The sequence below is a fragment of the Paraburkholderia phosphatilytica genome (assembly GCF_003443895.1).
GTDB classification, from domain to species: Bacteria; Pseudomonadota; Gammaproteobacteria; order Burkholderiales; family Burkholderiaceae; genus Paraburkholderia; species Paraburkholderia phosphatilytica.
Genome location: NZ_QQOA01000022.1, coordinates 75,404 through 99,631, shown reverse-complemented (window position 1 = coordinate 99,631; position 24,228 = coordinate 75,404). Strand labels below are relative to the sequence as shown.

At 66.1% G+C, this 24,228-nt stretch carries 21 protein-coding genes; 10 read left to right on the top strand and 11 right to left on the bottom strand.

The genetic code is table 11. The features are described 5' to 3' along the window. From DVS29_RS22500 to DVS29_RS37910, 3 genes are all read left to right on the top strand, one after another. Nucleotides 1-417: a helix-turn-helix domain-containing protein gene (locus DVS29_RS22500; protein ID WP_118182713.1), complete on the top strand. Its 417-nt coding sequence runs from the start codon at nucleotides 1-3 to the stop codon at nucleotides 415-417. 390 nt (nucleotides 418-807) lie between these two features. Beyond that, entirely contained in the window at nucleotides 808-2,823 is a 2,016-nt protein-coding gene (locus DVS29_RS22495) for an enterotoxin A family protein (protein ID WP_240655741.1), read from the top strand. Beyond that, nucleotides 2,820-3,167: a hypothetical protein gene (locus tag DVS29_RS37910; RefSeq protein ID WP_240655740.1), complete on the top strand. Its 348-nt coding sequence runs from the start codon at nucleotides 2,820-2,822 to the stop codon at nucleotides 3,165-3,167. Before DVS29_RS22495 ends, DVS29_RS37910 begins: the two co-directional genes overlap by 4 nt. Here DVS29_RS37910 and DVS29_RS22490 read toward each other — a convergent pair. Then, nucleotides 3,158-4,147 carry a LysR family transcriptional regulator gene (locus tag DVS29_RS22490; RefSeq protein ID WP_118182711.1) on the bottom strand — a complete coding sequence of 330 codons (990 nt, stop codon included), beginning with the start codon at nucleotides 4,145-4,147 and terminating at the stop codon, nucleotides 3,158-3,160. The genes DVS29_RS37910 and DVS29_RS22490 overlap by 10 nt on opposite strands. 103 nt (nucleotides 4,148-4,250) lie before the next feature. On the opposite strand from DVS29_RS22490, the gene DVS29_RS22485 reads away from it, so the two are divergent. The 5 genes from DVS29_RS22485 to DVS29_RS22465 all read left to right on the top strand — a co-directional run bounded on the left by DVS29_RS22485 (nucleotide 4,251) and on the right by DVS29_RS22465 (nucleotide 9,181). Beyond that, a complete protein-coding gene (locus tag DVS29_RS22485) occupies nucleotides 4,251-5,348 on the top strand; it encodes an ABC transporter ATP-binding protein (protein ID WP_118182710.1) in 1,098 nt (365 codons plus the stop codon). Nucleotides 5,349-5,415: 67 nt separating this feature from the next. Next, complete coding sequence (locus DVS29_RS22480; RefSeq protein ID WP_118182707.1) at nucleotides 5,416-6,129, top strand: HAD-IA family hydrolase; 714 nt, start codon at nucleotides 5,416-5,418, stop codon at nucleotides 6,127-6,129. Between the two features lie 5 nt (nucleotides 6,130-6,134). Next, complete coding sequence (locus DVS29_RS22475; protein ID WP_118182744.1) at nucleotides 6,135-7,466, top strand: NAD(P)/FAD-dependent oxidoreductase; 1,332 nt, start codon at nucleotides 6,135-6,137, stop codon at nucleotides 7,464-7,466. A gap of 48 nt (nucleotides 7,467-7,514) precedes the next feature. Then, a complete protein-coding gene (locus DVS29_RS22470) occupies nucleotides 7,515-8,384 on the top strand; it encodes an ABC transporter permease (protein ID WP_205962500.1) in 870 nt (289 codons plus the stop codon). Next, the gene (locus DVS29_RS22465; protein ID WP_118182705.1) at nucleotides 8,381-9,181 is read left to right on the top strand and encodes an ABC transporter permease; all 801 of its coding nucleotides are present in this window, start codon (nucleotides 8,381-8,383) and stop codon (nucleotides 9,179-9,181) included. Before DVS29_RS22470 ends, DVS29_RS22465 begins: the two co-directional genes overlap by 4 nt. On the opposite strand, the gene DVS29_RS22460 is transcribed toward DVS29_RS22465, so the two are convergent. Further along, nucleotides 9,123-10,901 carry a GMC family oxidoreductase gene (locus DVS29_RS22460; protein ID WP_118182703.1) on the bottom strand — a complete coding sequence of 593 codons (1,779 nt, stop codon included), beginning with the start codon at nucleotides 10,899-10,901 and terminating at the stop codon, nucleotides 9,123-9,125. The genes DVS29_RS22465 and DVS29_RS22460 overlap by 59 nt on opposite strands. 1 nt (nucleotide 10,902) lies before the next feature. Then, nucleotides 10,903-11,946: an ABC transporter substrate-binding protein gene (locus tag DVS29_RS22455; RefSeq protein ID WP_118182702.1), complete on the bottom strand. Its 1,044-nt coding sequence runs from the start codon at nucleotides 11,944-11,946 to the stop codon at nucleotides 10,903-10,905. Between the two features lie 344 nt (nucleotides 11,947-12,290). On the opposite strand from DVS29_RS22455, the gene DVS29_RS38165 reads away from it, so the two are divergent. Next, the gene (locus DVS29_RS38165) at nucleotides 12,291-13,790 is read left to right on the top strand and encodes a methyl-accepting chemotaxis protein (protein ID WP_118182701.1); all 1,500 of its coding nucleotides are present in this window, start codon (nucleotides 12,291-12,293) and stop codon (nucleotides 13,788-13,790) included. Between the two features lie 209 nt (nucleotides 13,791-13,999). Further along, the gene (locus DVS29_RS22445) at nucleotides 14,000-15,232 is read left to right on the top strand and encodes a GGDEF domain-containing protein (protein WP_124800680.1); all 1,233 of its coding nucleotides are present in this window, start codon (nucleotides 14,000-14,002) and stop codon (nucleotides 15,230-15,232) included. 49 nt (nucleotides 15,233-15,281) lie between these two features. On the opposite strand, the gene DVS29_RS22440 is transcribed toward DVS29_RS22445, so the two are convergent. The 8 genes from DVS29_RS22440 to DVS29_RS22410 form a co-directional block, all read right to left on the bottom strand. Further along, nucleotides 15,282-16,469: a porin gene (locus DVS29_RS22440; RefSeq protein WP_118182743.1), complete on the bottom strand. Its 1,188-nt coding sequence runs from the start codon at nucleotides 16,467-16,469 to the stop codon at nucleotides 15,282-15,284. A gap of 433 nt (nucleotides 16,470-16,902) precedes the next feature. Next, complete coding sequence (locus DVS29_RS22435; RefSeq protein ID WP_118182699.1) at nucleotides 16,903-17,805, bottom strand: SMP-30/gluconolactonase/LRE family protein; 903 nt, start codon at nucleotides 17,803-17,805, stop codon at nucleotides 16,903-16,905. After that, nucleotides 17,802-18,650 carry a citryl-CoA lyase gene (locus tag DVS29_RS22430; RefSeq protein ID WP_164707967.1) on the bottom strand — a complete coding sequence of 283 codons (849 nt, stop codon included), beginning with the start codon at nucleotides 18,648-18,650 and terminating at the stop codon, nucleotides 17,802-17,804. Before DVS29_RS22430 ends, DVS29_RS22435 begins: the two co-directional genes overlap by 4 nt. Next, complete coding sequence (locus DVS29_RS22425; protein ID WP_164707966.1) at nucleotides 18,647-20,017, bottom strand: amidase; 1,371 nt, start codon at nucleotides 20,015-20,017, stop codon at nucleotides 18,647-18,649. Before DVS29_RS22425 ends, DVS29_RS22430 begins: the two co-directional genes overlap by 4 nt. Next, a complete protein-coding gene (locus DVS29_RS37385) occupies nucleotides 20,017-20,220 on the bottom strand; it encodes a hypothetical protein (protein ID WP_164707965.1) in 204 nt (67 codons plus the stop codon). Before DVS29_RS37385 ends, DVS29_RS22425 begins: the two co-directional genes overlap by 1 nt. 26 nt (nucleotides 20,221-20,246) lie before the next feature. Further along, nucleotides 20,247-21,707 (bottom strand): MFS transporter, encoded by a 1,461-nt coding sequence (locus DVS29_RS22420; protein ID WP_118182741.1) that lies wholly within the window; start codon nucleotides 21,705-21,707, stop codon nucleotides 20,247-20,249. A gap of 59 nt (nucleotides 21,708-21,766) precedes the next feature. Beyond that, nucleotides 21,767-22,978 carry a CaiB/BaiF CoA transferase family protein gene (locus DVS29_RS22415; protein ID WP_118182697.1) on the bottom strand — a complete coding sequence of 404 codons (1,212 nt, stop codon included), beginning with the start codon at nucleotides 22,976-22,978 and terminating at the stop codon, nucleotides 21,767-21,769. Between the two features lie 212 nt (nucleotides 22,979-23,190). Further along, nucleotides 23,191-24,099, bottom strand: a complete 909-nt coding sequence (locus DVS29_RS22410; RefSeq protein WP_118182695.1) for a sterol desaturase family protein — start codon at nucleotides 24,097-24,099, stop codon at nucleotides 23,191-23,193. Between the last annotated feature and the right edge of the window lie 129 nt (nucleotides 24,100-24,228).

Sequence of the window (24,228 nt, the reverse complement as noted above, 5' to 3'; positions counted from 1 at the left end):
ATGGCCAGAGTCTTCGACTACGCGGCGGGCGAAGTGCCGATCAGTCTGTCCGCATCGCCCTCATTGCGTGCCTCGCGCCCGATCCAGCGGGCCGTCGCGTTCATCGAGCGTTCGTTCGCGCAGCCCGTGAGCCTCGCGACGCTCGCCGCGACGGCGGGCCTGAGCGTATCGCGTTTCGCGACGCTGTTCCGCAAGGAAGTCGGCATCTCGCCGCATCGCTACGTGTGCGTCGTGCGGATCCGGCACGCGCAGCGGCTGTTGCGCGATGGCGTGCCGCCGTGCGCGGTGGCGACCGAGGTCGGCTTCTTCGACCAGAGTCATCTGGGGCGGCACTTCCGGCGCATGGTGGGGATGACGCCGGGGCATTACGTGGCGGCGCCGCGTCCGCGCGACGAGGATAGGCATACGGGACGCTGAGCGAGCGCGACGCGGGAGACCCGTAAGTTGAATGCGTCGATCTCGATGTTCCCGCATTACCTGCGGTCGGCGTGATCTGGTTTGATGGTCGCATCTTGTGTGAGCGCGCGAGGTGCGACGATGACGGTATCGGCAGTGGGAAACGGTGCGATCGGCTTTGACGGCACCGACGAAAGACCATTTGATTCGACGGATGGCCGGCGGGACGAAGTTCGGCAAGACCCGGGTGCGCGTCATTCGCCCGATCGCGGTACGCCCGCTCGAGGCGCTCCGTCGGTGAAGACGGATGCGGCGGCCGCCGGGAGGGTTCCCCGGCAGACGGATTCGCCCGATAGCGCGAATCTGGCAACGTACGGCGCGTACGCAAATTCCGCGAGCGGCGACAACGGCATGGATCAGACTGCGCTCGAGGCGGCGGCCGGGCGGTCGGATGCTCTGCACAACCAGTGTGCCGGTCTCACCTCGTTAGCGATCCTGAATGTGGCAGCGGGACAGGCGGTGGACCTGGTAGGCGCGACGCAAGCCACTCAACAGCGACTTCTCAATCCCGTCACGCGGCAGTCGACGCTCGACGAAATCCGGCGCCTGCAGACGGCGCACGAAGTCGCGCCGATCACGGACGTACCTGGCTTCGAAATGCGTGCGGGCGGTGCGACCTGGCCGGACGCCGCCTCGCTCGTCGACAATCTGCGGATTCGCTTTTCGACCCGCTATCCGTCCGCGGACGGATTAGGTACCGCACAAAACACCTTCGCCGACGTGACGTTCAGGTACGGCGACCGGATCGGTGGGCACGCAATCCTGATCCAGCGCGTCGGTCGAACGCTGGACTACCTTGCCGATGATTACCAGCTCTACGATTCGAACCACGGGGTCTTTACCTATCGCGGCTTCGACCGGCTGGCTGCCACGATGAACGAGATCTTCGATCACGCTTACCAGAATTTCGGCGGGGTCGATGCGGCCCAGACAGCCTGGTACGCCGACCCGCTCACCTGGCGTCCTTATACCGGCGTCAGGCCGGACGCTCATCGGCAGATGATGCAACTGGCTGCGTTGCGCGCGTTCGGCGCGCAGCGAACACCCATGCTCGCACCAACGGACCCCGAGCTTCCGCCACCGCCCAACTTCGACCAGCCGGGTCCATCCGGCTGGGATGGCACGCATCACGACTTCAGGCGTTCCACGGACGCGCCGGATCCGGACCAGCCGGCCGCGTTGTTCCGTCCGTCGCGGGTCACGCCGGAAGAACTCAGGAAACAGCAGGGCTTCTCGGTCGACGACACGTCGCTCGGCAACGTCAATCTCGATCTGCACGATTCGATCGTGTCGGGCCATCCTGCGGCGGTGGACGGCGGCGGCTACCTCGGCACGTTCGGCTTGCGCGATACGGCGCAAAAGCGCCTCGACGCAATGGAAGGCAAGAGCGGCTACATCTACGACGTTGCGCCGTCGCCGAACATGGTGGACGTGTCGGGCAGTCTGGGCAGCACGCACGCGCGCGCGCCGGACGATCGCGAAGTGGCCGCGATGGGCCGCATCGACTATGCGCAGATCCGTGGCTGGCAGAAGGTCGAGAACGGCAAGCTCGGCAACTACGAAGCCAACCCCGACTATCGCTGGGACGTGTACGACCGCACTCGTACATCGGGCGCGCAGCCGCAGCTCGCGCACTTCTCGCCGGACGACCCCGCATGGGCCGACGCCGACCATCGTGCGTTTGTCACGCCGTTCCAGCAGGACGGCAAGACGCTGTACCGGCCGAACGAGAATCCGGCGCTGGCGCAGGCGCGGTTCTACCAGCATGCGAACGCCGACATCCAGCAGCGCGTGAGCGACCAGGCGAACCATCTGGATTATCGGGGCCCGGTGGCCATCAAGCCTGTGTGGAACAACAGCGGCGCCGACAAGCCTGCGCGCTTGAACTTCAGTTCAGGCTCGGCTTCGATCGACCGGTCGGCCGCCAGCGGCGATGCGGACCAGTTCCGCATGGGCGACGACGGACGCATCCACATGGCGAACGATGACAGCAAGGTGCTGCGTATCGACGGCCAGGGTAATGCGTACATTGGCCCGATTCCCGACGGCAACAGCCTCAACGGGGTGTTCGCGTACGAGCCGAAGAGCGGCACGCTGATTCACGCGGAGGACGGCAAGCTGCTCACCGAAGGCGCGGTGGACGATACGCCGTACGTCGCGGTGCCCCAAGGTACGAACGGGATCATGGCGAGGCAGCAGTGGACGCTGGCGGACCCGTCCGGAAACGCCGTGCGCCCCCCGTACCGCTTGCCGCTTTCCGGAATTCCACCGCTGGCAGTGCCGGCCAGCTCCTGCAGTTCTACCACGATCCGGACAGCGCGCTGCCGCAAGGCGCTTCGCACTTCGTCACGAATGTGCCCGGCGTGAAGTCTCACAAGGGCGACAGCTTCCTGTTCTACCCGGATCACATCGCGCAGGGCGATGCTGCGGCGGCGCGCAAATGGCTCGCCGCGCGCAACGCCGCGTGGTTGTTCAAGGACGGTTTTTACGCGGTGGCGGGTGGCCCGGATACGCTCGAAGTGCGCACGCTCGGCGGCACGCCAGTGTGGCGCGCGCGGATCGATCCGGCCACGGGCAAGGAGACGTACGCGATGCTGCAGAACGGCCTGTCGTCGAACTACGTGACGCCCGACGAAACGTGGCAGCGAGTGCTGGACAACGAGACGCAGGACAAGGCGCTTTACCAGCGCTTCCAGCAGAACTACATGTGAGCGGCGACCGGCCACCCCGCGTGGCCGGATCCGGCCAGCGTCTCCGCCACGCCCAGCGCGGGATACGCGCGATCGATCTTCTCCATGTCTTCGCGCATCTCCTTCAGGATCCATTCGCGGATCTGCGTGACGATGGGCCGCACCGGTCGGTTCGGCGGCGTGACGAGATAGCACACGCGTTTCGTCATCACCAGCTGTTCTTCCGCGGGCACGAGCGCGCCGTGGATCAGCCAGTGCGACACCACGTTGAGCCAGCCGAGCGCGATGCCCTGGCCGAGCAGCGCCGCCTGCAGCACGATCGCGTAATCGGAAAAGCTCAGCATGCTGGCCGCAAGACGCCGGTGCTGCGCGAAGGCATCGAACTGGTCGTGCCAGCCGCGCTCGCCGTCGTCCATGATGATGATCGTGTCGCCATGCTGCGCCGCATCGTCGCGCAACGCGCGCTCGCGGTACGGCGGATTGCACACGGGCAGCAGGATTTCCGGCATCAGCAGCACGCTGTGCTCGTCGATCTCGCTTTCCGGCAGGTAGCGCATGCCGAGATCGACGTCGACGAGCGGGCCGCCAATGCGGCCTGAAATGAGCTGGAAACGCAGGTCGACGGATGGAAACGCCTGGTTCAGCCGGTTCATGCGCGGCATCAGCCAGTGCGTGGTGAACGCGGTGGAGACGGACAGCGTGACGGATTCGACACCCGTGGCGCGTGCCTCGATTTCGAGCATCGCGGATTCGATGCCGGAAAAACCGTCGGAAATCGCGCGGTACAGGATCCGGCCGCTTTCGGTGAGCTCGATGCCGCCGTGCACGCGCTCGAACAGGCGTACGCCGAGATGGTCTTCCATCCGCGACAGCATGCGGCTCACGGCGGGCTGGCTCACGTAGAGCTCGCGCGCCGCGCGCGTGAAGTTTCCGCAGCGGGCGGCGGCCTCGAACACGAAGAGCGCGTTGGCGCTCGGCAGCTTCTTTCTGAGGTTCGGCATGACGTGATGTTATGCCCGATCCAACAATTTGGGAATTGCCGCCAAAAAGTCATCGACCTATAGTCTCTTCAACGACGCTAGTTCTGCACGGGACCTCCGAGTCATGGACGCAAGATCGAAAACCGGCGTATCCATCCGCTCCGCCACGAAACGTTATGGCGCGGTGGTGGGCCTCGACGACGTATCGCTCGACATCGCACCGGGCGAATTCGTATCGCTGCTCGGGCCGTCGGGCTCCGGCAAGACGACGCTGCTCGGCATTCTCGGCGGCTTCGTAAAGCCGACCTCCGGCTCCGTGTGGGTGGGCGAGCGCGACATTACATTCGAGCCGCCGCACAAGCGCGACATCGGCATCGTGTTCCAGAACTACGCGCTGTTTCCGCACATGACGGTGGGCGAGAACGTCGCGTTTCCGCTGCGTGCACGCCGTCTGCCGAAAGGCGGCTGGGCCGCGAAAGTGGCCGATGCGCTCGCAATGGTCGAGCTGTCCGGCTACGAGAACCGCGGCATCGCGCAGCTCTCCGGCGGCCAGCGGCAACGCGTGGCGCTGGCCCGCGCAATCGTCTTCGAGCCGCAACTGATCCTGATGGACGAGCCGCTTTCCGCGCTCGACAAACAGCTGCGCGAAAACATGCAGATCGAACTGCGCCGCCTGCATCGCAAGCTGGGCGCGACGATCGTCTACGTGACGCACGACCAGCGCGAGGCGCTGACGATGAGCGACCGCGTCGCGGTGATGCGCAACGGCCGGCTCGTGCAGATCGATGCACCGGAGCGTCTGTACGACCGCCCGTGCGACCGCTTCGTCGCGAGCTTCATCGGCGAGGCGACGCTGCTGAACGTTGCGCGCGCCGGCGACAGCGCGGTGAAGCTCGGCGATGCGGTCCTGCATACCGCGCATCCGCTGCCGCGCGGCGAGGAGCTGCTGCTCGCGGTGCAGACCGAAAAGCTGCGGATTGACGACAACGCGGACGAACAGGCGGACGGCGGTGGCCTGAACGGCGTAAACCGCCTGCGCTGCCGCGTGACCGAAGTGCTGTACCAGGGCGAGAGCCTGCGCGTGTTCGCGACGCTCGCGGACGGCACCGCGATCAGCCTGCGCCAGCCCGGCAGCCACCATGCGCGTACCCGGATTCCGCCGCCCGGCAACGACATGACCGTCGTGATCGATCCGCAGGACACGATCGTCGTCGCGGCCTGACCCGTTTTCTGACCTGCAGCGGCCCATCGCGCCGCAACAACCGTCTTGTTCATAAGGATGACGAATCATGAAATTTTCCGACTTCAAGGTCCTGACGTTCGACGTCGTGGGCACGCTGATCCACTTCGAGAAGGGCATTCTGGAGTCGGTGCGCCGGCTGGGCGGTGAAGCGGCGAAGCACCTGAGCGACGAGCAGATCTTCGAGCCGTATATCCGCGGCCGCGCGGCGTTCCCGGGGCGCTCGAGCCACGCAATGGCGCATGTGTATCTGTCGCTCGCGAAAGAACTGGACCTGCCCGCGGATCCGCAGACGGCCGCCGCGTTCCAGCGCGACGTGCTCGACTGGCCCGCGTTCGAAGACTCGGTGGATGCATTGCGCCGCCTGCGCAAGCACTTCCGCCTCGTCGCGATGACCAATGCCGACCGTGTCGCGCTGTCCGCGTACGCGCATACGCTCGGCGATCCGTTCGACGACACCGTGTGCGCCGACGAGACCGGCGTCGCGAAGCCGGACCCGCAGTTCTTCGCGTACAACAAGGGCCGCCAGGCCGCGTTCGGCTACAAGTTCCGCGAGATCCTGCACGTCGCGCAGAGCCAGTATCACGACATCGGCATTGCGCGCGAACTGGGTTACGCGACCTGCTGGATCCAGCGCCGCCAGGGCATGCAGGGCTTCGGCGGCACGCCGGTGCCGGGCGCCGTGACGAAGCCGGATTACTGCTTCCCGACGCTCAAGGGTCTGGCGGACGCAGTCGAAGCGGAACTGCGCGTCGCGGCATGAACCAGATGCACGTCCGCGAAGTCCACGAACGCATGCCGGCCGTCGAGACTGGCATCGGCTCGCTGTGGGAACAGCTGGGCGGCGCGGTGCACGCGAGTTCGGGCGTTGCGCTCGCGCGCGACCTCACTGTCGACGTCGCGGTGATCGGCGCGGGCTACTCGGGGCTCAACGCCGCGCATGCGCTGATCGGGCGCGGCGTCGAGACGGTCGTGCTGGACGCGAAGACGGTAGGCTGGGGCGCGAGCGGCCGCAATGGCGGCGTCGTGTCGTCGAAGTTCCGGCCGTCGTTCCCGACCATCGCGCGCGTTCACGGCCTCGAGACGGCGCGCACGATGCACCGGATCGCGCACGACGGTGTGCGCGTGATCGAATCGGTGGTCGACGAATACGGGCTCGACGACGCGTGCTATGCGCACACCGGCAACCTGCGCTGCGCGCATACGGAGCGCACGTTCGACGCGATCCGCGCTGAAGCGGAGTGGCTGCGGCAGACGCTCGGCGATACGTCGATGTCGGTGCTGTCGCGCGAAGAAGTGACGCGCGAGACGGGCTCCAGCGCATTCGTCGGCGGCGTGTTGGGCAAGGATGCGGGCACCATCCTGCCGCTGCGTTACGTGCGCGGCCTGGCTGCCGGCCTCGTGCGGCGCGGTGTGCCGGTCTGGGAATCGACGCCGGTAACGAAGATCGAACGCGACGGCGACCGCGTGCTGCTGCGCACGCCGTCGGCGACGGTCCGCGCGCGCCAGGTGATCGTCGCGACCAACGCGTACTCGAATCTCGGCGCGGCGACGGCGCCGTACCAGCAGGCACTGGTGCCGTTTCGCAGCGCGATGATCGCGACCGAACGGCTGCCGGCCGACCTCGATGCGCGGCTGATGGTGGAGCGGCGCAGCTACACTGAAACGCGGCGCATGATGAAGTGGTTCAGGAAAGTGGATGGCCGTATGCTGTTCGGAGGCCGTGACGCGTTCGGCAAGGAAGGGCGCACCGATGGCCTCGCGGCGCTGCAACGCGCGATGATCGGGCTGTTTCCGGATCTCGCGGACGTGAAGGTGGAATACGGCTGGTCGGGCTACGTTGCGATGACGTTCAGCGCACTGCCGCAGATCGGCCGCGCGGACGACCGCACGGTGTTCTGCCTCGGCTACAACGGCGCTGGCGTCGCGATGGCGAGCCTGCTCGGCCGGCACGCGGCGGCGCTTGCGCTGGGCGAACGTCCGGAACTGTCGCTGCTCGCGGCCGATGGCTTGAAGCCCGTGCCGTTTCTCGCGTTGCGCACGCCGGGCGTACGGCTCGTCGCCGCGTGGTATCAGTTACTCGACGCCGTGGGCGTCTGACGGGAGGCTTTCATGCACGCCAACCGGCTTACCGAAGGCGCGCCGCCAATGAGCGCACCGATCGTCGATGCCGCGTTCCGCCATCAGCGCCGCGAAGACCGCGCGATGCTGCTCCTGACCGCGCCTGCGCTGATCGTCGTCGTGGCGCTGCTGGTCGCGCCGCTCGTCTGGCTCGCGTGGCAATCCATCTACGCGGACGGCTTCACGCTCGTCAACTACCGGCGCATTTTCACGCAGTCGGTGTACTGGGATACGTTCGCGCTGACCTTCAAGCTGAGCGTGATCGTCACGCTCGTCACGCTGCTGCTCGGCTATCCGGTCGCGTATGCGGCGTCGGCATTGCCGCCGCGTCTGAGCGCGCTCGTGCTCGGCATGGTGGTGCTGCCGTTCTGGACCAGCGTGCTGGTGCGTACCTACGCGTGGCTCGTGCTGCTGCAGCGCACCGGCATCGTCAACCGCACGCTGATGTCGTTCGGCATCATCGATCATCCGTTGCAGCTCGCGTACAACGATCTCGGCACCGCGATCGCGATGATCCACATCCTGCTGCCGTTCATGGTGCTGCCGCTTTACTCGGCCATGCAGAAGATTCCGGCGAACCTGATGCAGGCCGGCGCGAGTCTCGGCGGTTCGCCGCTGCACGTGTTTCTGCGGGTGTTTTTGCCGCTGTCGCTGTCGGGTGTGGTGGCGGGCACGACGCTCGTGTTCGTGCTGTGCCTCGGCTTCTACATCACGCCGGAGCTGATGGGCGGCGGGCGTTCGGTGATGGTGTCGATGGTGGTGAGCCAGAACGTCGAGCTCTACAACAGCTGGGGCGCGGCGAGCGCGGTGAGCCTCGTGCTGCTGGTCTGCGTGTTCGCGATTTTCTTCGCGGCGAGCCGCGTGATTCCGCTCGAAAAAACGCTGGGGGCAAAATGAACCCAACCTTCAATCTGAGCATGTCGAGGGTACTGCTCGGCATCGCCGTCGGGCTGATTCTGGTGTTCCTGCTGCTGCCCATCGTGATCGTCGTGCCGCTGTCGTTTTCCGACACGCGCTTCATGACCTTTCCGCCGCCCGCGCTGTCGTTGCGCTGGTATCACGCGTTCTTCGGCAACCCCGCATGGATGGACGCCGCGCGCACCACGATCATCGCGTCGCTCGGCGCCGTCGTGATCGCCACGCCGGTGGGCGTCGCGGCCGCGTACGGCATCCAGCACGGCACGCACTGGAGCCTGCGCTACGTGCGCACGGCGCTGATGCTGCCGCTGATGGTGCCGATCATCATCGTCGCGGTCGGCGTGTTCTTCGTCTATTCGCAGATGGGCTTCGTCAACACGCTGACGGGGCTCGTGATCGCCGATGCGATGCTCGGCCTGCCGTACATGCTGATTTCGGTGGGCGCGGATCTGCGCACGTTCGACGCGACCCAGGAGATGGTCGCGCGCAGTCTCGGCATGAACCGGCTGCGCAGCTTCATGACGGTGACCTTGCCGCAGATTCGCGCGAGCGTGATTTCCGGCGCGGTGTTCGTATTCATTCAGGCGCTCGACGAAACGGTCGTCGCGCTGTTCATCTCGGGTGGTCCGAACCAGACGCTCACGCGTCGCATGTTCGTGACGTTGCGCGACGAAATCGACCCGACCATCGCGGCGATCAGCACGATGCTGACTGCGCTCACGCTGTGTCTCGTGCTGGGTGTGGTGGTGAGCCGGCGGTCGGCGAAGCGGGCGTAGCGGGTGAGGCCGCTTCGTGTTCGCCGCGTGCTTCCGCAGCCATCATGTCGGCGATGCGCTCGGCGATCATGATGGTCGGCAGATTCGTGTTTGCACACGGAATGCTCGGCATCAGCGACGCATCGCACACGCGCAGTCCTGTCACGCCATACACCGCGCCCGCCGGGTCCGTGACCGCGAGGGGATCGTCCGGTGCGCCCATCCGGCAGGTGCCCGATGGATGCCATGTCACGCCCACCGATTGCATCACGAAGCGCGTGAGCGCCGCATCGTCTTCGAGCAGATCGCCGAGACTGACGCCGCGTGTGACGATGCGGCGGATCAGCCAGCCGCGCAATGGTCCCGCGATATCGAGCAGTGCTGAGAGCGTGCCGCGCTGCAAAGCGTTCGACATACCCGGCACCGCGACCTTCGCGACACGCGGCGAATAGCTCGACGGAAACACCGGCCCACACTGGGTCTTCACAGACGGTACAGCGAGCGTCGCCGCGCCGAAGCGGACCGCGTGCTTCAGCCGTTCGAGATCGCGCGCGTCGGAGAGCAGCCGGAAGTCGACGCGCGGTTCGTCGTGCGGATCGGTCGAAGCCAGCGCGAGCCGGCCGCGCGAATACGACTTGTTGACCCAGAAGAAGATCGTGCCGAGGCGGTAGCCGATTGAATGCCAGCCGGAGCGCGACAGGATCGCGCCGTGCATGTCGCCGGCGGGCGTATCGGGCAGACCCGACGAGAAGCGCACGATCGCCTGCTCGTGATGCTCGTCGGGGAACGGCGTGCGCAGCCGCCGCGGCAGCCATGCGGAGACCGCGATCGACGGATGCTCCATCAGGTTTCCGCCGACGCCCGGCCGGTCCGCGACAAGCGGAATGCCCAACGCCGCGAGTTCGGCCGCGGGGCCGATGCCGCTGCGCATCAGCAGCGCAGGGCTGTGGATCGCGCCGGCGCAGACGATGACCTCGCGCGCGTCGATGTCTTCGCGGTTGCCGTCGGCATGCAGCAGACGTGCGCCACGTGCTTTTGTGCCATCGAACAGCACGCGATCGACGAGCGTATCCGTGACGATCCGCAGATTCGGCCGGCGCCGCACGTCGTCGGTCAGATAGCAGACCGAAGTCGGGATGCGCTCGCCGTCCGCGCTGACCGCGAACGCACCGAGGAAGCTGCCGTCTTCCCACGCGGCGTTCTGGTCGACCTTATGCCGGTAGCCGCGCTGCTCGAGTGCAGCGATCACCGCGCGCACGAACGGCGATACGCGTTCGGGCCGCGCGCGGCGGATGCGCAACGGGCCGTTGTGGCCGTGGTGATCGCCCGCGAAGTCGCAGTCGTGTTCGATGCGGCGGAACCACGGCGCGCACGCCTGCCAGTTCCAGCCGCGCGCGCCGAGCGCGTCCCATTCGTCGTAGTCGGCTGGCGCGCCGCGATTGGCCATCAACGCGTTGATCGCGGAGCCGCCGCCGAGAATGCGGGCCTGCTCGTAGCGGCGCTCGGTTGAAGGAGATGTGGGAGTTCCAGCGCCCATCAGCGCGGTCAGACGCTGCCAGATGTTGCGCACGTCGAGATACGCGCGGCCCGGATAGCGGCTGCGGATCGCGGCGGGCATCGTGCGCTGCGAGATATCGCGGCCCGCCTCGACGAGGCAGACGCGTACCTCCGGGTTCTCCGACAGCCGGGCGGCCAGCACGCAGCCGGCCGAGCCGCCGCCCAGCACGAGATAGTCGGTCACCTCACTGCTGCATGAACTTGAGCCAGCGCGCGCGGGCGGCGATGCCCGCATCGGACGCCCACCATTCCTCGTTCAGCAGCGCCTGCTTCGCCGCGTTGGCGGGCGCGCTCGGCAGCTGGGCCGCGCGTTGCGGCGTGATCTTGCCGGTCTTGAACGCGGCCGGATTGCCGGGACCGTAGTCGATGTAAAGCGGCAGGTTCGCCTGCAGATCGGGCGACAGCGCCGCGTTCATGAAGCGGTACGCGTCCGCCATGTTCGGCGCGTTCTTCACCATGCACAGCTGCGTGTCCTGCAGCAGGCCGTCGTTATAGGTGAACGCGATATCGGGATTGTCTTTCGCGACGGTGCTCGCGCGGCCGTTCCAGATCATCTCCATGTCCACTTCGCCGTCGTGCAGCAGCTGCGCCGACTGGCCGCCCGAAGTCCACCACACGGCGATATTCGGCTTGATCTCCGCGAGCTTCTTGAACGCGCGGTCGACGTCGAGCGGATAGAGCTTGTCGCGCGGCACGCCGTCGGCCATCAGCGCGGCTTCGAGCGTGGTCTGCGGGTCGTTGCGCAGCGCGCGCGTGCCCGGGAAGTCCTTCACGTCCCAGAAGTCCTTCCAGCTGTTGGGGATCTTCTTCAGCGTCTTCTTGTTGTAGCCGATCACCGACGAGTAGAACTCGTACGCGGCCGAGTACGGCGTGCGGTATTCCGCGGGAATCGACGCTGCGTTCGGGAGCTTCGAGAAGTCGAGCTTCTCGACGAGGCCTTCCTTGCCGCCGCGCAGACAGTTCGACGTCGGCGTGTCGATCACGTCCCAGATCGGCTTGCCGGCCGACGCCTGCGCCTTGATGGCCGGATACGCGTCCGGAATGCTGTCCTGGTTGACCGTGATGCCGAGCTGCTTCGCGGCCGGATCGAGGATCGCTTTCGTCTGCGCTTCCTGGTACGCGCCGCCCTGCGACACGAAGGTGATCTGCCCGCCCGCGAGCGCCGTGGCCGCCCACGTAATGCCGACGAGCGCCGAACCGGACACGAGACCTCGCTTGAATGCTTTCATGAAAAAGATCCTCGAACGATGGGTTGGGGCGGGCACAGGAAAGCTCATGTCAAACGCCGGGGCACGCGACCCGCGCGCCGGCGCCGGACGACCGCGACGCGTGCTGCAAGTCCCGGCCGGCTGGCCCTCTGGCAAAAAATATAGAGGACCATATTCGCGCCAGCAATTCCCGAATTGTTGGGGTCGCCATAACGTGGCGTCATGCTGCGCCGGGCTTCGCGATTCGCGCAGCGGTGTTTGTCCCGGGTCAAGTTTGGCGCGCGGATGCCGTTAGCAGCAGGCTGGAAGACTTTGTAATCTGAATCGCACATCATCATGAGCCGTCTGTCATTTCACCGGAAGCTGTGGTCCCTCGTTGCACTCGTCTGGCTGGTGCTCGCTGTTATCGGCGGGCTTGCCGTGTGGGAGCATCGCACGACCATGCTCGAGGACCGCAAGGCCACGCTCGATACCGTGCTCGACGCGGCCAGTCACGTGATCGACGCGTACAAGGAGAAGGTGGACGCGAACCAGATGCCGCTCGCGGACGCGCAGAAGGCGGCGCTCGCCGAACTCGGCCGGATGCGCTACGGCAAGGACGGCTACATTTTCGCCGCGACCACCGAACCGGTGATACTGCTGAACCCCACGCGGCCGCAGATGGTCGGCAAGTACGCCGGCGACCTGAAGGATTCGAAGGGCAACCTGATCTACTCCGCGATCCTGGCCGCGGTTATGTGCATACCAATACGCCGAAGCCGGGCGAGAAGACGGACTCGGCGAAGCTGTCGGCGGTCCGCGCGGTGAGCGGCTGGAACTGGGTGATCGGCACCGGCGCGTATATCGACGATATCGACGCGGCGTTCTATCGCGCGCTCGTCGTGCAGGGGCTCGAAGTGCTGCTGGCGGGTGGCCTCGCGTCGCTGCTTGCGGCGTGGATCATCCGCAGCCTGTCGCGCGAGATCGGCGGCGACCCGGCTCATGCGCGCGAAGCCGCGTTCGAGATCGCGCAGGGCAATCTCGCGGCGCGCTTCGACGTGGGCCACGCGGACGAGACGAGCCTGCTGTTCTCGATCGGCCAGATGCAGACGCAGCTGTCGCACACGATCGGTACGATCAAGACGTCGGTGTCGGCCATTGCCGATGCGACCCGGCAGATCGCGGCGGGCAATATGGACCTGTCGTCGCGCACTGAACAGCAGGCGGCCTCGCTGCAGGAAACGGCCGCGAGCATGGAGCAGCTCACCGCGACCGTGAAGCAGAACTCCGACAACGCGCAGCACGCGAGCGGCTTCGCGAACGAAGCGCGCTCGGTGGCGAACGAAGGCAGCGCGATCGTCGGCGACGTCGTGAAGACGATGGCCGAGATCAACGAGAGCGCGGACCGGATGGCCGAGATCATCTCGATGATCGAGGGCGTCGCGTTCCAGACCAACATCCTCGCGCTGAACGCGGCAGTCGAGGCCGCGCGTGCCGGCGAGCACGGCCGCGGCTTCGCGGTCGTCGCGAGCGAAGTGCGCTCGCTGGCGCAGCGTTCCGCTTCGGCGGCGAAGGAAATCAAGGCGCTGATCGAAACCTCGGGCGCGCGCGTGCAGACGGGTTCGGAGCTCGTCACACGGGCCGGTGAGACGATGCACCGGATCGAATCGTCGATCGAGCGCGTGACGGCGATCATGACCGAGATCGCGGCTGCATCGCACGAGCAGAGCCGCGGCATCGAGCAGGTCGGCCTCGCGGTCGCGCAGATGGACGAGGTGACGCAGCAGAACGCGGCGCTCGTCGAGGAAGCCGCCGCTTCGGCCGGCGCGCTCGAAGACCAGACGGACCAGCTGCGTTCGGCCATCGACGTTTTTCACGTTGCCTGACTGACTGATCGATTGCCTGACTGATTGCCGCGATTCATGGCTGTGCGCCTGCACGGCCATGACGGACGTCGTCGCGAATCAGGCGGCTCCAGTGCGGGGAAATCCGCATCAAGTCGCGGCAACGACGCGCCGTTAGAACGGCTGTGCGCGAATGGAATACGCGTTGGTATCCCGTGTCGTGTCGCAACAGATTCTGGTTGCCGCTCTCCATGTCACCTATCGCCCGAACCGTCCTGAAGGAAGAACGCCGCCTCTGGTGCGTCTATGCGGTGGTCGTGTGCTGCCTGATCTTCGTGGTGTCCGTGCTGTGCCTCGAAGCGAGCGGATGGCGCGACCTGTCGCGTCGCGAGGACGCGGCGCTCGAGGCGCTCGCGGCGAATCACGCGCTGACCGACAGCCTGCGCGATGCGCAGCGCGACGCGCTGCTGGCCGCGCGCAGCGACGATCCCGATCACACCTCCGCATACCGGCGCGCGCTTGCGCGAGCCCGTGAACTGGCCGACGGCGACGTTCGCCAGCCGGCGTTCGCCGACGATGGACGCGGCGACACGCTGCGCCAGGCGCGCGGCCAGCTCGCGGCGAGCGTTGCGCAGCTCGAATGGCCCGTGTGCGCCGCGCACGCCGGCTCGATCGGCGCCTGCGTGCCGCTCGTCGATTCGCTCGCGAACGACGCTTACCACGCGCTGCGCGCATCCGCGCAGGTATGGAGCGACGAGCTCGCCGCGACGCGTGGCGAAATGCATGCGCTGCTGCGCGTCGCCGTCGCGACGCTGCTCGCGTTCGTCGGCCTCGTAACCACGGTGCTCGTGACGATGGCGTGCCTGCAGCGCCGCGTGTTCCAGCAGATCGTCGATACCAGCGAGCGGATCGACGCGCAGCTCGTGCAGGACCCGCTCACCGGGCTGATGAATCGCCGGATGATCCTCTCGATGGTCGACGCGCACGAACAGGCGCGTCAGGCCGAACGGCTCGCGTGCCTGTACCTCGACGTCGACGGATTCAAGCAGGTCAACGACACGTGGGGACACCCCGAAGGCGACCGGCTGCTGCGCGAGATCGCGGACGTGCTGCGCGGCAGCGCGCGCGGCGACGACGTCGTGGCGCGGATGGGCGGCGACGAGTTCGTGATCTGGGTTACGGGCTTCATCACGTACGCGGACCTGATGGAGATGGCGAAACGGTTGATCGAGCGGATCGGCGGGCTCTCGGCGGGGCGCTATGGCCATGCGGCGCCGGTGGGCGTGAGCATCGGCATCAGCGTGTATCCGGACATGGCGGCGCGGCCCGCGGACCTCGTGCCGTCGGCGGATGCGGCGATGTATCAGGCGAAACGGGAAGGCAAGTCGAGATTCGTGATGGCGAGCGTGCTGGTGGCGGCGCCCGGCATGCAGCCTGGCTCGAGCGTCGTGCAGACGCGCGCTTCGCTGCGGTGGGGAGACTGACGTGTGACGTGAAAGGCGCGGCGACGAGGCGCCGCCGCGCCCCGGTGCATCAGAAGCGATGCGTCATGCCGACGATGGCGGCAACCTGGTGGTTGTCCGCGCTGTAGGCCGAACCGTTCAGGTCGGCAACGGCTGCCTTGCCCGTCGAGTCCGTACCCGATGCGGTTTCGTAGAAGCCGATCGCGTAGAACGACGTGCGCTTCGACACGCTGTAGATCGCGCCCAGGTTGAACTGGTTGTAGTGCGCGCCGCTGAAGCCGTCCGCGCCGCTGTTACGCGTGTAGATGTACGCGCCGCCCAGTTGCAGAGCCGGCGTCAACTGGTACTTGACGTTGACTTCGCCCGAGTTGAACGTCGCGCTGCCGCCCGTGTACTTCGGTGCGGTGATCGCGCCGCCGGCGTTGACCGAACCCAGGTTGCCGAACTGCGTGTTCGAGTATTCGAGGCCGATCGTGGCCGGTCCCAGTGCATACGAACCGCCGACGACGATGATCTGCTGCGACGACGCCGAAGCGTAGCCACCGTAGATCTTGTTGTTCATGTTGTCGTTGGTGCCCGTCGACGACGTCGACGAGTTGCCCTGGTTGCCGTACGTCGCGTAGTACGGATCCTTCACGAACGTATAGCCTGCGCCGAGGTTGATCGGACCGTTCGAGTACGACACGGCCGCGTCGATCACTTCGTTCTGCGTGGCATTGCCAGCCACGCCGCCGAGGCTGTACATGCCGCCGAACTGCAGGCCGGCGAAGCTCGGGCTCACGTACTTGATCGAGTTCTGCACGCGGTTCGACGTATCGACGTTGTCGACGTCGCTGGCGTGCGTGCCGTAGCCGAGGCCCGACGCTGCCCAGTCGGCGCCCGACGCGAACTGCGACGTGAAGTCGTTGCTCACCGAGTACTGACGGCCGGCCGTGAGCGTACCCCACGTGCTGCTCGACACACCGACGAACGCCTTGCGGCCGAACAGCAGGCCGCCTTGACCGAGCGCGCCGGAAGCCGTCGTGAAGCCGTTTTCCAACGTGAAGATCGCCTTCAGGCCACCGCCGAGGTCTTCAGCGCCCTTCAGGCCGAAGCGCGACGACGTGCCCTGGCTCATCGCGTATTCGCGCAGGCCCTTCACGTTGTTGTTGAACAGGATGCCGGCATCGACGATGCCGTAGAGCGTCACGCTGCTCTGCGCATGGGCAGCGCCAGCGAAAGCGCTGAGCGCGAGGAGGGCAGCCGTGGTCTTTATCAGTTTCATTGTTCGGTATCGAGGTCAGTTGGGTGAAGGCAGCGCCTGACGAGCCGTCTGCAATGTTCGTGCGGGCAGATCCGGGCCGGCTGGTCGAGGCGAGCCGTGACGACCTGGCGTGCACCAGCAGGATGCGTCGCACGCGTCTCCGCTCGTTCCTGTAAGACGCGGTAATCAGGAACGCGAATAATGACGCGAGGCTGGCGCCAAGTCGACCGGGATGCTATGCGTCACAGATTTCACTTTCGTGACTCGGTTTGTTCATGTTGCTTTGCTGCACGAAAGCCTTGCGCGGGTGTGTTGCGACGGCAACGAACGGGCGCGCAAACGATAAAAAGCTGGACAGGTGCGGATATTTACTGCGGGCGTTTGGCGGGGTGTGATCGCGCGCCTTTCATCATGCGTTGAAAGCATATGGAAAGGCGCGCGGTGTCGGTCAAAGCCCTGGCGTATCCCATTGCGCGCACAGCACCGAGCCGCTGCTCGAATCGGTGATGAAGAGCGTCTGCTTCCGTGGGCCGCCGAAGGTCACGTTGGTGATCGTGCGCCCGGCGCAGGATTCGATCTTCGCGATGCCTTCTCCATGCGCGTTCAGCACGAATACGGCGCCAAGCGATGCGTGCGCGACGAACAGGTTGCCGTCCGTGTCGATCGTGAGCCCGTCCGGGCCGCTGATGCCGTAGAACTGCGCGAAGCGCCCGACCTTGCTGGTGCTGCCGTCCGGCAACAGCGGCAGGCGCCAGACCGAGTTGTCGCGTGTCATCGCGACGAACAGCACCTTTTCCTTCGCATCCAGCACGAGGCCGTTCGGGCTCGGGCCGTTGCCGATCAGGCAGTCGAGACGCCCGTCGGCGCACAGACGAAACACGCGTCCGGTCGGATCGTGCAGCCCAGTCTGACCTTGATCGGTGAAGTAGATGTCGCCGTTGCGCGCGACGATCAGGTCGTTCACGCCTTTGAAGCGCTCGCTGTTGCGGCGCGCGAGCAGCGGACGCACTTCACCCTCGGCCGGATCGAGCTTCAGCACGCCGTTTTTATAGTCCGCAATGATCAGACGATGCTGCGGATGCCACGCCAGTCCGTTCGGCTCGCCGTCGTACGCGGCGATCGCGCGCCACTCCAGCGCGGGCGTGATCTGGAAGATGCGCCCATGCGGAATGTCGACGATGTAGAGATTGCCGTCGGGATCGAAGCACGGGCCTTCGATGAAGCAGTCGATCGGCTCGCCGCCCTTGTTGGCGCGCGACCATTCCGACACCACGCCGTGTTTGCGCAGCGCGTCCGGCATCGCGGTGAACACGTCGGTCGCGACGATGCGCGGCGGGGGCGTCCAGCTCATCGTTCGTCTCCGTCCGTGCCGGCTTGATGGTGACGCTCGGCGGCGCCGGTGTAGCGGTACGGCATCTGCCGCGGCATCGGCCCCTTGTTGCGTTCGGCGCGGCCGCGCTGCTCCCACGCGTGCGACAGGATGCCGACCGCGCGCGACAGGCAGAAGATGCCGCGCGCCAGTTCCGGCGCGAAGCCGAGTTCGGCATAGATGACGGCCGTCGCGCCATCGATGTTCATCGGAATCGCGCGGCCCTTGCGTGCCGCGAGCAGCGCTTCGATGCCGCGCCCGATCGCCGCGTAGCGGCCCGGCACGATGCCTTGCGCGGCGGCTTCGTCGACCATGCCGAGCAGGCGGCCCGCGCGCGGATCGACCGGGTGAAAGCGGTGCCCGAAACCCGGCAGATATTTGCCGCGGGTTTCAGTGAACGCGTCGACACAGGTTTCAATCGCCTGAGCGAGCGGCTTGCCCTGTTCATTTGCTCGTTCAATATCGTGAAAGAGCTCGACGGCCTGTTGTCCCGCGCCGCCGTGCACGTCGTCGAGTGTGTTCAACGCCGAGGCCATCGCGCCGTTCAGCGGCAGGCCGCAGCTGACGGCCATCCGCGAAATCGCAATCGACGGCGCATGCGGGCCGTGATCGACGGACGCGACGAGCGCCGCTTCTAGCAGCCGCGCCTCGCCAGCGCCCGGCAACTCGCCGCGCAGCATCAGCCAGATCATCTGCGGGAAGCTGATGTTGCCGATCAGTTCCTGAATCGGATAGCCGCGCACGCGGATCGAACCCGGGTGGATATCGATGATCGACGTGCTCCAGTAATCGGCCGCGAGGGCCGCGAAATCCTGCGGGTTGCTCATGATTGGGAATCCTTTGGTTCGGGCCAGCGCGGCGTGACGGCGAGCGCCGTTTCGACTGCTTCGGCGAATGCGAGCAGCGTGAAGTCGCGCGCGCGGCGGCCGGCGAGTTGCAGGGAGACGGGTAGTCCGTTCGGCGCGAAGCCGGCGCAGAGCGCGATGGCCGGGTGACCGCTCAGGTTGAACGGCGCGCGGGCCTGCTTCGGCGCGGTGGCATGGAACTGCGCTTCGTCGTCGATCGGGCAGGGCAACGCCATCGAGTTCGCGCACAGCACGAACTCGTAGCGGTCGAACAACGCGTCGAAGAACAGCGTGACGCGCGCCTGCGTCGCACGCGCGGCCGCATAGTCGCGTTCGCCGACGAATGCGCCCGCAACCATGCGGCGCCGGCTCGTGCGCGACACGTCGCCAGGGCGCGCAAGCACCTTGTCGGCGTACAGCGCCCAGCATTCGTGGCTCATGATCAGCTGGTTCGCCGCGCGCATCGGCGCGAGCGGCGGTGCTTCGACACGTTCGATCCGCGCGCCCGCCGCGCGCAGGCAATCGAACGCGCGCTCGAGCGCAGCAGCGATCGCCGGATCGCAATCGTCGCGATGAAAGCCGTCCAGATATGCGATGCGCGCGCCCGCGAGGCTCGCCGGTTGCGCCGCGGGCATGTCGCCTGCTCGCGAACGGTCGCGCAGTACATCGAACAGCAGCGCCGCGTCGCCGACCGAGCGCGCCATCGGGCCGACGTGATCGACGGATGGCGAGACCGGCAGCACGCCGTCCTCGGACACCGCGCGCCAGGTCGGCTTGAAGCCGACGATGCCGCACATGGCCGCGGGGCCGCGGATCGAGCCGCCGGAATCGGTGCCGACCGCGAGCGGAAACAAGCCCGCCGCGAGTCCCGCGCCGGGGCCCGACGACGAACCGCCTGGATGCAGCGACGTGTTCCACGGATTGCGCGCCGGCGGAAATGCGTTGTCGAAACTCGGACCGCCAAGCGCGAACTCGTGCGTCGCGAGCTTGCCGAGCACGATCGCGCCGGCATCGCGCAACTGCCGCACGCACGCCGCATCGGCGCGCGCGACGTTGTCGAGCAGCAGCTTCGAATGAAACGTCGTGGGCACGCCGCGCACGTCGATCATGTCTTTCAGCGCGACGGGAATGCCATGCAGCGGACTGCGCGGGACGCTTCGCCGCAGTTCATCGTCGCAGGCTTCGGCCTGGGCCAGTGCGTTCTGAGGATCGAGCGAAATGAACGCATGAATCTCGCTGTCCCAACGTTCGATGCGAGCAAGGTAATGGCGGGTCAGCTCGACCGACGTGAGCTCGCGCGTGGCGAGCAACTGGCCGAGTTCGCGCACGGACAGGGCGGCGAGATTCATCACGTGGCCTCCGGTGCTTGCAGTGCATCTGGTGCATCCGGCCACTGCCACGCATCGAGTTCGCGCAGCGTGTCGCGCATCGCGGCGGCGGACTGGCGCGCCCATTCCACGTCCTGCGGAAACGACTGCGCGAGTTCTTTCAACGCGTCGTTCATTCCGCCATTCAGTGAATCGTTCGAATCGTTCAGTCTGGCTTCAGTCATGTTCAGTGCCTGATTCAGCGGTGGGTTCAGCGATTGATGTCTTCGAGGGCGAGGCCTCGGGTTGCCGGTCCCATGATGCCGATCAGCAGCATCACGAAGACCATGCAGCCGCTGATCATGTAGAACACGCCGGTCGAACCGAAGTCGCGCAGGAAGAACGCGACGAGAAAGCCCGAGAAGATCGCGGCGAGCCGGCTCCACGAGTAGACGAAGCCGATCGCGCGGGCGCGGATCTCGGTCGGGTACAGCTCGGACTGATAGGTCTGGAACGAGTACGTCATGATCGTGAGCGCGAGATTCATGCAGAAGCCGAACGCGATCAAGCCCGCCGAACCGGTCTGGCTGGCGAACAGCAGACCGAACACCGCGATCGCGCCGGACGAGCCGACGAGGCTCCACTTGCGCTCCACCTTGTCGGCGAACCAGAAGAACAGCGTGGGGCCGAGCGGCAGCGCGATGGACATCAAAAACGAGTACTGGAGGCTGTGCACGAGGCCGATGCCCTTGCTCGTCAGCAGCGACGGAATCCAGTTGCTGAAACCGTAGAAGCCGATCACCGAGACCGCATTGAACAGCGACATCATGATCGTACGCTTCAGATACGGCGCCTTCAGGATATCGACGAAGCGGCGTTCAGTCGTCGGCGCGCTGTGTTCATGCGGCGCCGGTTGCGGCAGAGCCGAGCCGTACTCGCGCTCCACCACGCGCTCGATCTGCTGCGTGACCTGCGCGGCTTCGTCGAGGCGGCCGCGCGACACGAGCCAGCGCGGGCTTTCCGGAATGCCGAGACGGATCACCCACACGAAGGCGGCGCCGATCGCGCTCGCGAGCACCACGCAGCGCCAGCCGTCGAGGCCGAACGGCTGCTGCGGCACGAGCCACCATGACATCAGCGCGACGACGGGCACCGCGCAGTACGGCACGATCTGCGTGATCGCGAACGCGCGGCCGCGCAGATCCTTCGGCATCAGCTCGGCCACGTAGGTGTTGATGGTTACCATCTCGACGCCGAGCCCGATGCCGGCCAGCAGGCGGAACAGGTTCACGCCGACCGCGCTCTGCTGGAACGCCATCAGGATGCTGGCGGCCGTATACGCGAGCAGCGCGACGACGAAGATGCGGCGCCGGCCGAAGCGGTCCGCGAGAAAACCCAGGCCCATCGTGCCGATGAAGAGGCCGAGGAAGGTCGCCGCGACGAACGCCGCGATGCTGTTCATCGCGAAGATCGACGTGGACGTCTTGACGAACAGCCCGCTCGTGATCAGCCCCGGCGCGATATAGCCGGTCATGAAGAGGTCGTAGAACTCGAAGCAGCCGCCAAGCGACAGCAGGAATACGATGGTCCAGATATGGCGGGTGGCGGGCAGCCGGTCGAGGCGCGCGACGATGCCGCGCGCGACTGCGTCACGGCCGGCGTCGCTGTGCGCGGCTTCGGCGGGTTCCGCGCGTCCGGCCGAGGCCGGCGCGGCGGTAAACGTCTGTCTCATGGACTCCTCCAGTTTCATTGTGCGTGTGTGCGTGTTTGTGTGTTCGATGCGCGCGGGCTTCAGATCGCGCCTTCGTCCTTGAGCCGCGCGATCGTGTCCGCGTCGAAGCCGAGCCGTTGCAGGTGGGAGATCGTGTGTTCGGACAGATGCGGTGCGCGTGCGGTCGGGCGGCTGTCCTGTGCGTCGCCGTGCGCGTCCGCGAAGCGGAAGCCCGCGCGGGTGACGCGCTGCGTGCTGTCGCCATCCTCGAACGTGTGAACGAAGCCGCGGCCCTCGATCTGCGGCTGGCCGATCGCCTCGGGCACGGAGAGCACGAGGCCGGCCGGCACGCCGACGGCAGTCAGGCGCGTTTCCCAGCTGGCGGCGGTATCGGCGGCGAGCGCCGTCTCGATCTCGCGCTTCAGTTCAGCGCGATGAACCTTGCGTGAATTGCGTTCACTGAAGCGCGTGTCCTGCGGCAGATCGGGACGCCCGATGCATTCGCACAGCGCAATGAACTGCCGGGTTTCATTGGCAGCGATGTTCAGTTTCCCCTCGCCGCATTCGAATGTGCCGGACGGCGCCGCGGTGAAATTCTCGTTGCCCATCGGCGTTGGGCGCACCCCGGCGTTCAGATAGTTCGACACGACCCAGCCCATCGTCGAGAGCGTGGCTTCGAGCATCGACACGTCGATGATCCGGCCTTCGCCCGTGCGCTGTGCCGCGAGCACGGCCGCGCAGATCGCGAGCGCGGCGCTCATGCCGCCTACCGTGTCCGACACCGGGTAGCCGACGCGCAGCGGCGCGCTTGCGGCATCGCCCGTCACGCTCATCGCGCCGGACATGCCCTGGATGATCTGGTCGTACGCGGGCCGGTGCGCGAGCGGTCCGTCGTTGCCGAACCCGGAGATCGCGCAGTAGACGAGGCGCGGATTCACCGCGAGCAGCGACGGCGCGCTCAAGCCGAGGCGATCCATCACGCCGGGCCTGAAGTTCTCGACCAGCACGTCTGCCTCGGCGACGAGCTTGCGCAGGATGTCTTTGCCGGCCGCGTGCTTCAGGTTGAGCGTCATCGATTCCTTGCCGGCGTTCACGGCAATGAACGACGCGCCCATGTTGCGCGCCGACGCCTTTGGATCGGCGCCGAGCCGCCGCGCGAGATCGCCGCCGTCGGGGTTTTCGATCTTGAGCACGTCGGCGCCGAGCAGCGCCAGCTGATAGGTGCAGAACGGCCCGGACAGGACGTTCGACAGGTCCAGCACGCGAATGCCGGAGAGCGGGAGCGGAAGCATGGTTCGCCTTGTTTGTCGTTCTATTTAATAGAACGTCGTTCTAAAATTTCGTTAGGCGAATGCTAGGTGGGGAGAGGCAAGGGGGAAATTGGGGTTACCCCCAGGCGAAGGCGGTGCGATGCGATAAAAGCAGATCGGCCTCACAGGGAGGCCGATTCGGGGTTTGCTTTACGTTGCGCGAGGCATGTGTCACGCGCAAACAGAGTCAGATTTCACGCATGCACCTTCACCTTCACTTTCATTTTCGCGTTCGCCTGCTGACGCAGTTCTTCAGCGGTTTGTCCGCGGCCTTCAGGATTCCAGCCCGGCGGCCGCAGAATGAACGAGATCGCGGTGAGCGGGTTCTTCGACTTGAGCACGTCGCGGCCAAGGCTCACCCAGTGCTCGAACTCGACGACGAACGGATTGCGCGAGCGGGTCGGCGTGGTCAGGCCATAGACGCACGGCACGTCTTCGCGTTCCTCGACGTAGGTACCGAACAGCCGGTCGAAGATCACCAGCACGCCGCCGAAGTTCGCATCGAGGTATTCCGCGTTCGACGCATGGTGCACCCGGTGTGCGGACGGCGTGTTGAACAGGTATTCGAACCAGCCGAGCTTCGGAATCCACGTGGTATGCAGCCAGAACTGGTACAGCAGGTTGATCATCAGCGTCGCCATCACCACCTCGGGACGCACGCCGAGAAACACGAGCGGCGCGAAGAACATGGCCGGCCCCGCGAGCTTTCCGGTCCAGCCAAGACGGAACGCGGTGGAAAGCGTCAGCTGGTTCGGCGAGTGGTGCACGGCGTGCGTCGCCCAGAAGAAACGGATGCGGTGCGACGCGCGGTGGTACCAGTAGTAGCAGAACTCCTGGCCGATGAAGAGCAGCAGCACGGCGAGCACGCTGTGCATCGACATCGTATGGATGCGGTGTTCCCACGCGAAGTCGAAGATCGGAGCGGCGAGGGAGATCGGCAGGAACGCGAGCAGCTTGCGGCCGATCAGGTCCGCGAACGACAGCATCACTTCGTTCCAGTCGAAATTCGCGTTGGGCTTGCGGGTCAGCACCCATGCTTCGATCATCGCCGCGGCGACGACGAAGCCCGTCCCCCAGGCCATCATTGTTCCAGTCGATACCATAATGTGGTTGCTCCGAATGTGGTGGGCGCGGTGCTCGTGGCGCGTTGCCCAGGTGTTGTCGTGTGTTCGTTCGATGTGAGAAGTCTAGGGATGCGGCCCGTTACAAGCTATGCGGAAGTTATGTCGCCG

Coding starts and splice junctions, on each gene's coding strand:
- DVS29_RS37385 (WP_164707965.1), bottom strand. CDS start 20,220: ATGACTGAAGCCAGACTGAACGATTCGAACGATTCACTGAATGGCGGA.
- DVS29_RS22420 (WP_118182741.1), bottom strand. CDS start 21,707: ATGAGACAGACGTTTACCGCCGCGCCGGCCTCGGCCGGACGCGCGGAA.
- DVS29_RS22415 (WP_118182697.1), bottom strand. CDS start 22,978: ATGCTTCCGCTCCCGCTCTCCGGCATTCGCGTGCTGGACCTGTCGAAC.
- DVS29_RS22425 (WP_164707966.1), bottom strand. CDS start 20,017: ATGAATCTCGCCGCCCTGTCCGTGCGCGAACTCGGCCAGTTGCTCGCC.
- DVS29_RS22495 (WP_240655741.1), top strand. CDS start 808: ATGGATCAGACTGCGCTCGAGGCGGCGGCCGGGCGGTCGGATGCTCTG.
- DVS29_RS22470 (WP_205962500.1), top strand. CDS start 7,515: ATGAGCGCACCGATCGTCGATGCCGCGTTCCGCCATCAGCGCCGCGAA.
- DVS29_RS22430 (WP_164707967.1), bottom strand. CDS start 18,650: ATGAGCAACCCGCAGGATTTCGCGGCCCTCGCGGCCGATTACTGGAGC.
- DVS29_RS22490 (WP_118182711.1), bottom strand. CDS start 4,147: ATGCCGAACCTCAGAAAGAAGCTGCCGAGCGCCAACGCGCTCTTCGTG.
- DVS29_RS22480 (WP_118182707.1), top strand. CDS start 5,416: ATGAAATTTTCCGACTTCAAGGTCCTGACGTTCGACGTCGTGGGCACG.
- DVS29_RS22410 (WP_118182695.1), bottom strand. CDS start 24,099: ATGGTATCGACTGGAACAATGATGGCCTGGGGGACGGGCTTCGTCGTC.
- DVS29_RS22455 (WP_118182702.1), bottom strand. CDS start 11,946: ATGAAAGCATTCAAGCGAGGTCTCGTGTCCGGTTCGGCGCTCGTCGGC.
- DVS29_RS22485 (WP_118182710.1), top strand. CDS start 4,251: ATGGACGCAAGATCGAAAACCGGCGTATCCATCCGCTCCGCCACGAAA.
- DVS29_RS22435 (WP_118182699.1), bottom strand. CDS start 17,805: ATGAGCTGGACGCCCCCGCCGCGCATCGTCGCGACCGACGTGTTCACC.
- DVS29_RS22465 (WP_118182705.1), top strand. CDS start 8,381: ATGAACCCAACCTTCAATCTGAGCATGTCGAGGGTACTGCTCGGCATC.
- DVS29_RS22445 (WP_124800680.1), top strand. CDS start 14,000: ATGTCACCTATCGCCCGAACCGTCCTGAAGGAAGAACGCCGCCTCTGG.
- DVS29_RS22500 (WP_118182713.1), top strand. CDS start 1: ATGGCCAGAGTCTTCGACTACGCGGCGGGCGAAGTGCCGATCAGTCTG.
- DVS29_RS22475 (WP_118182744.1), top strand. CDS start 6,135: ATGCACGTCCGCGAAGTCCACGAACGCATGCCGGCCGTCGAGACTGGC.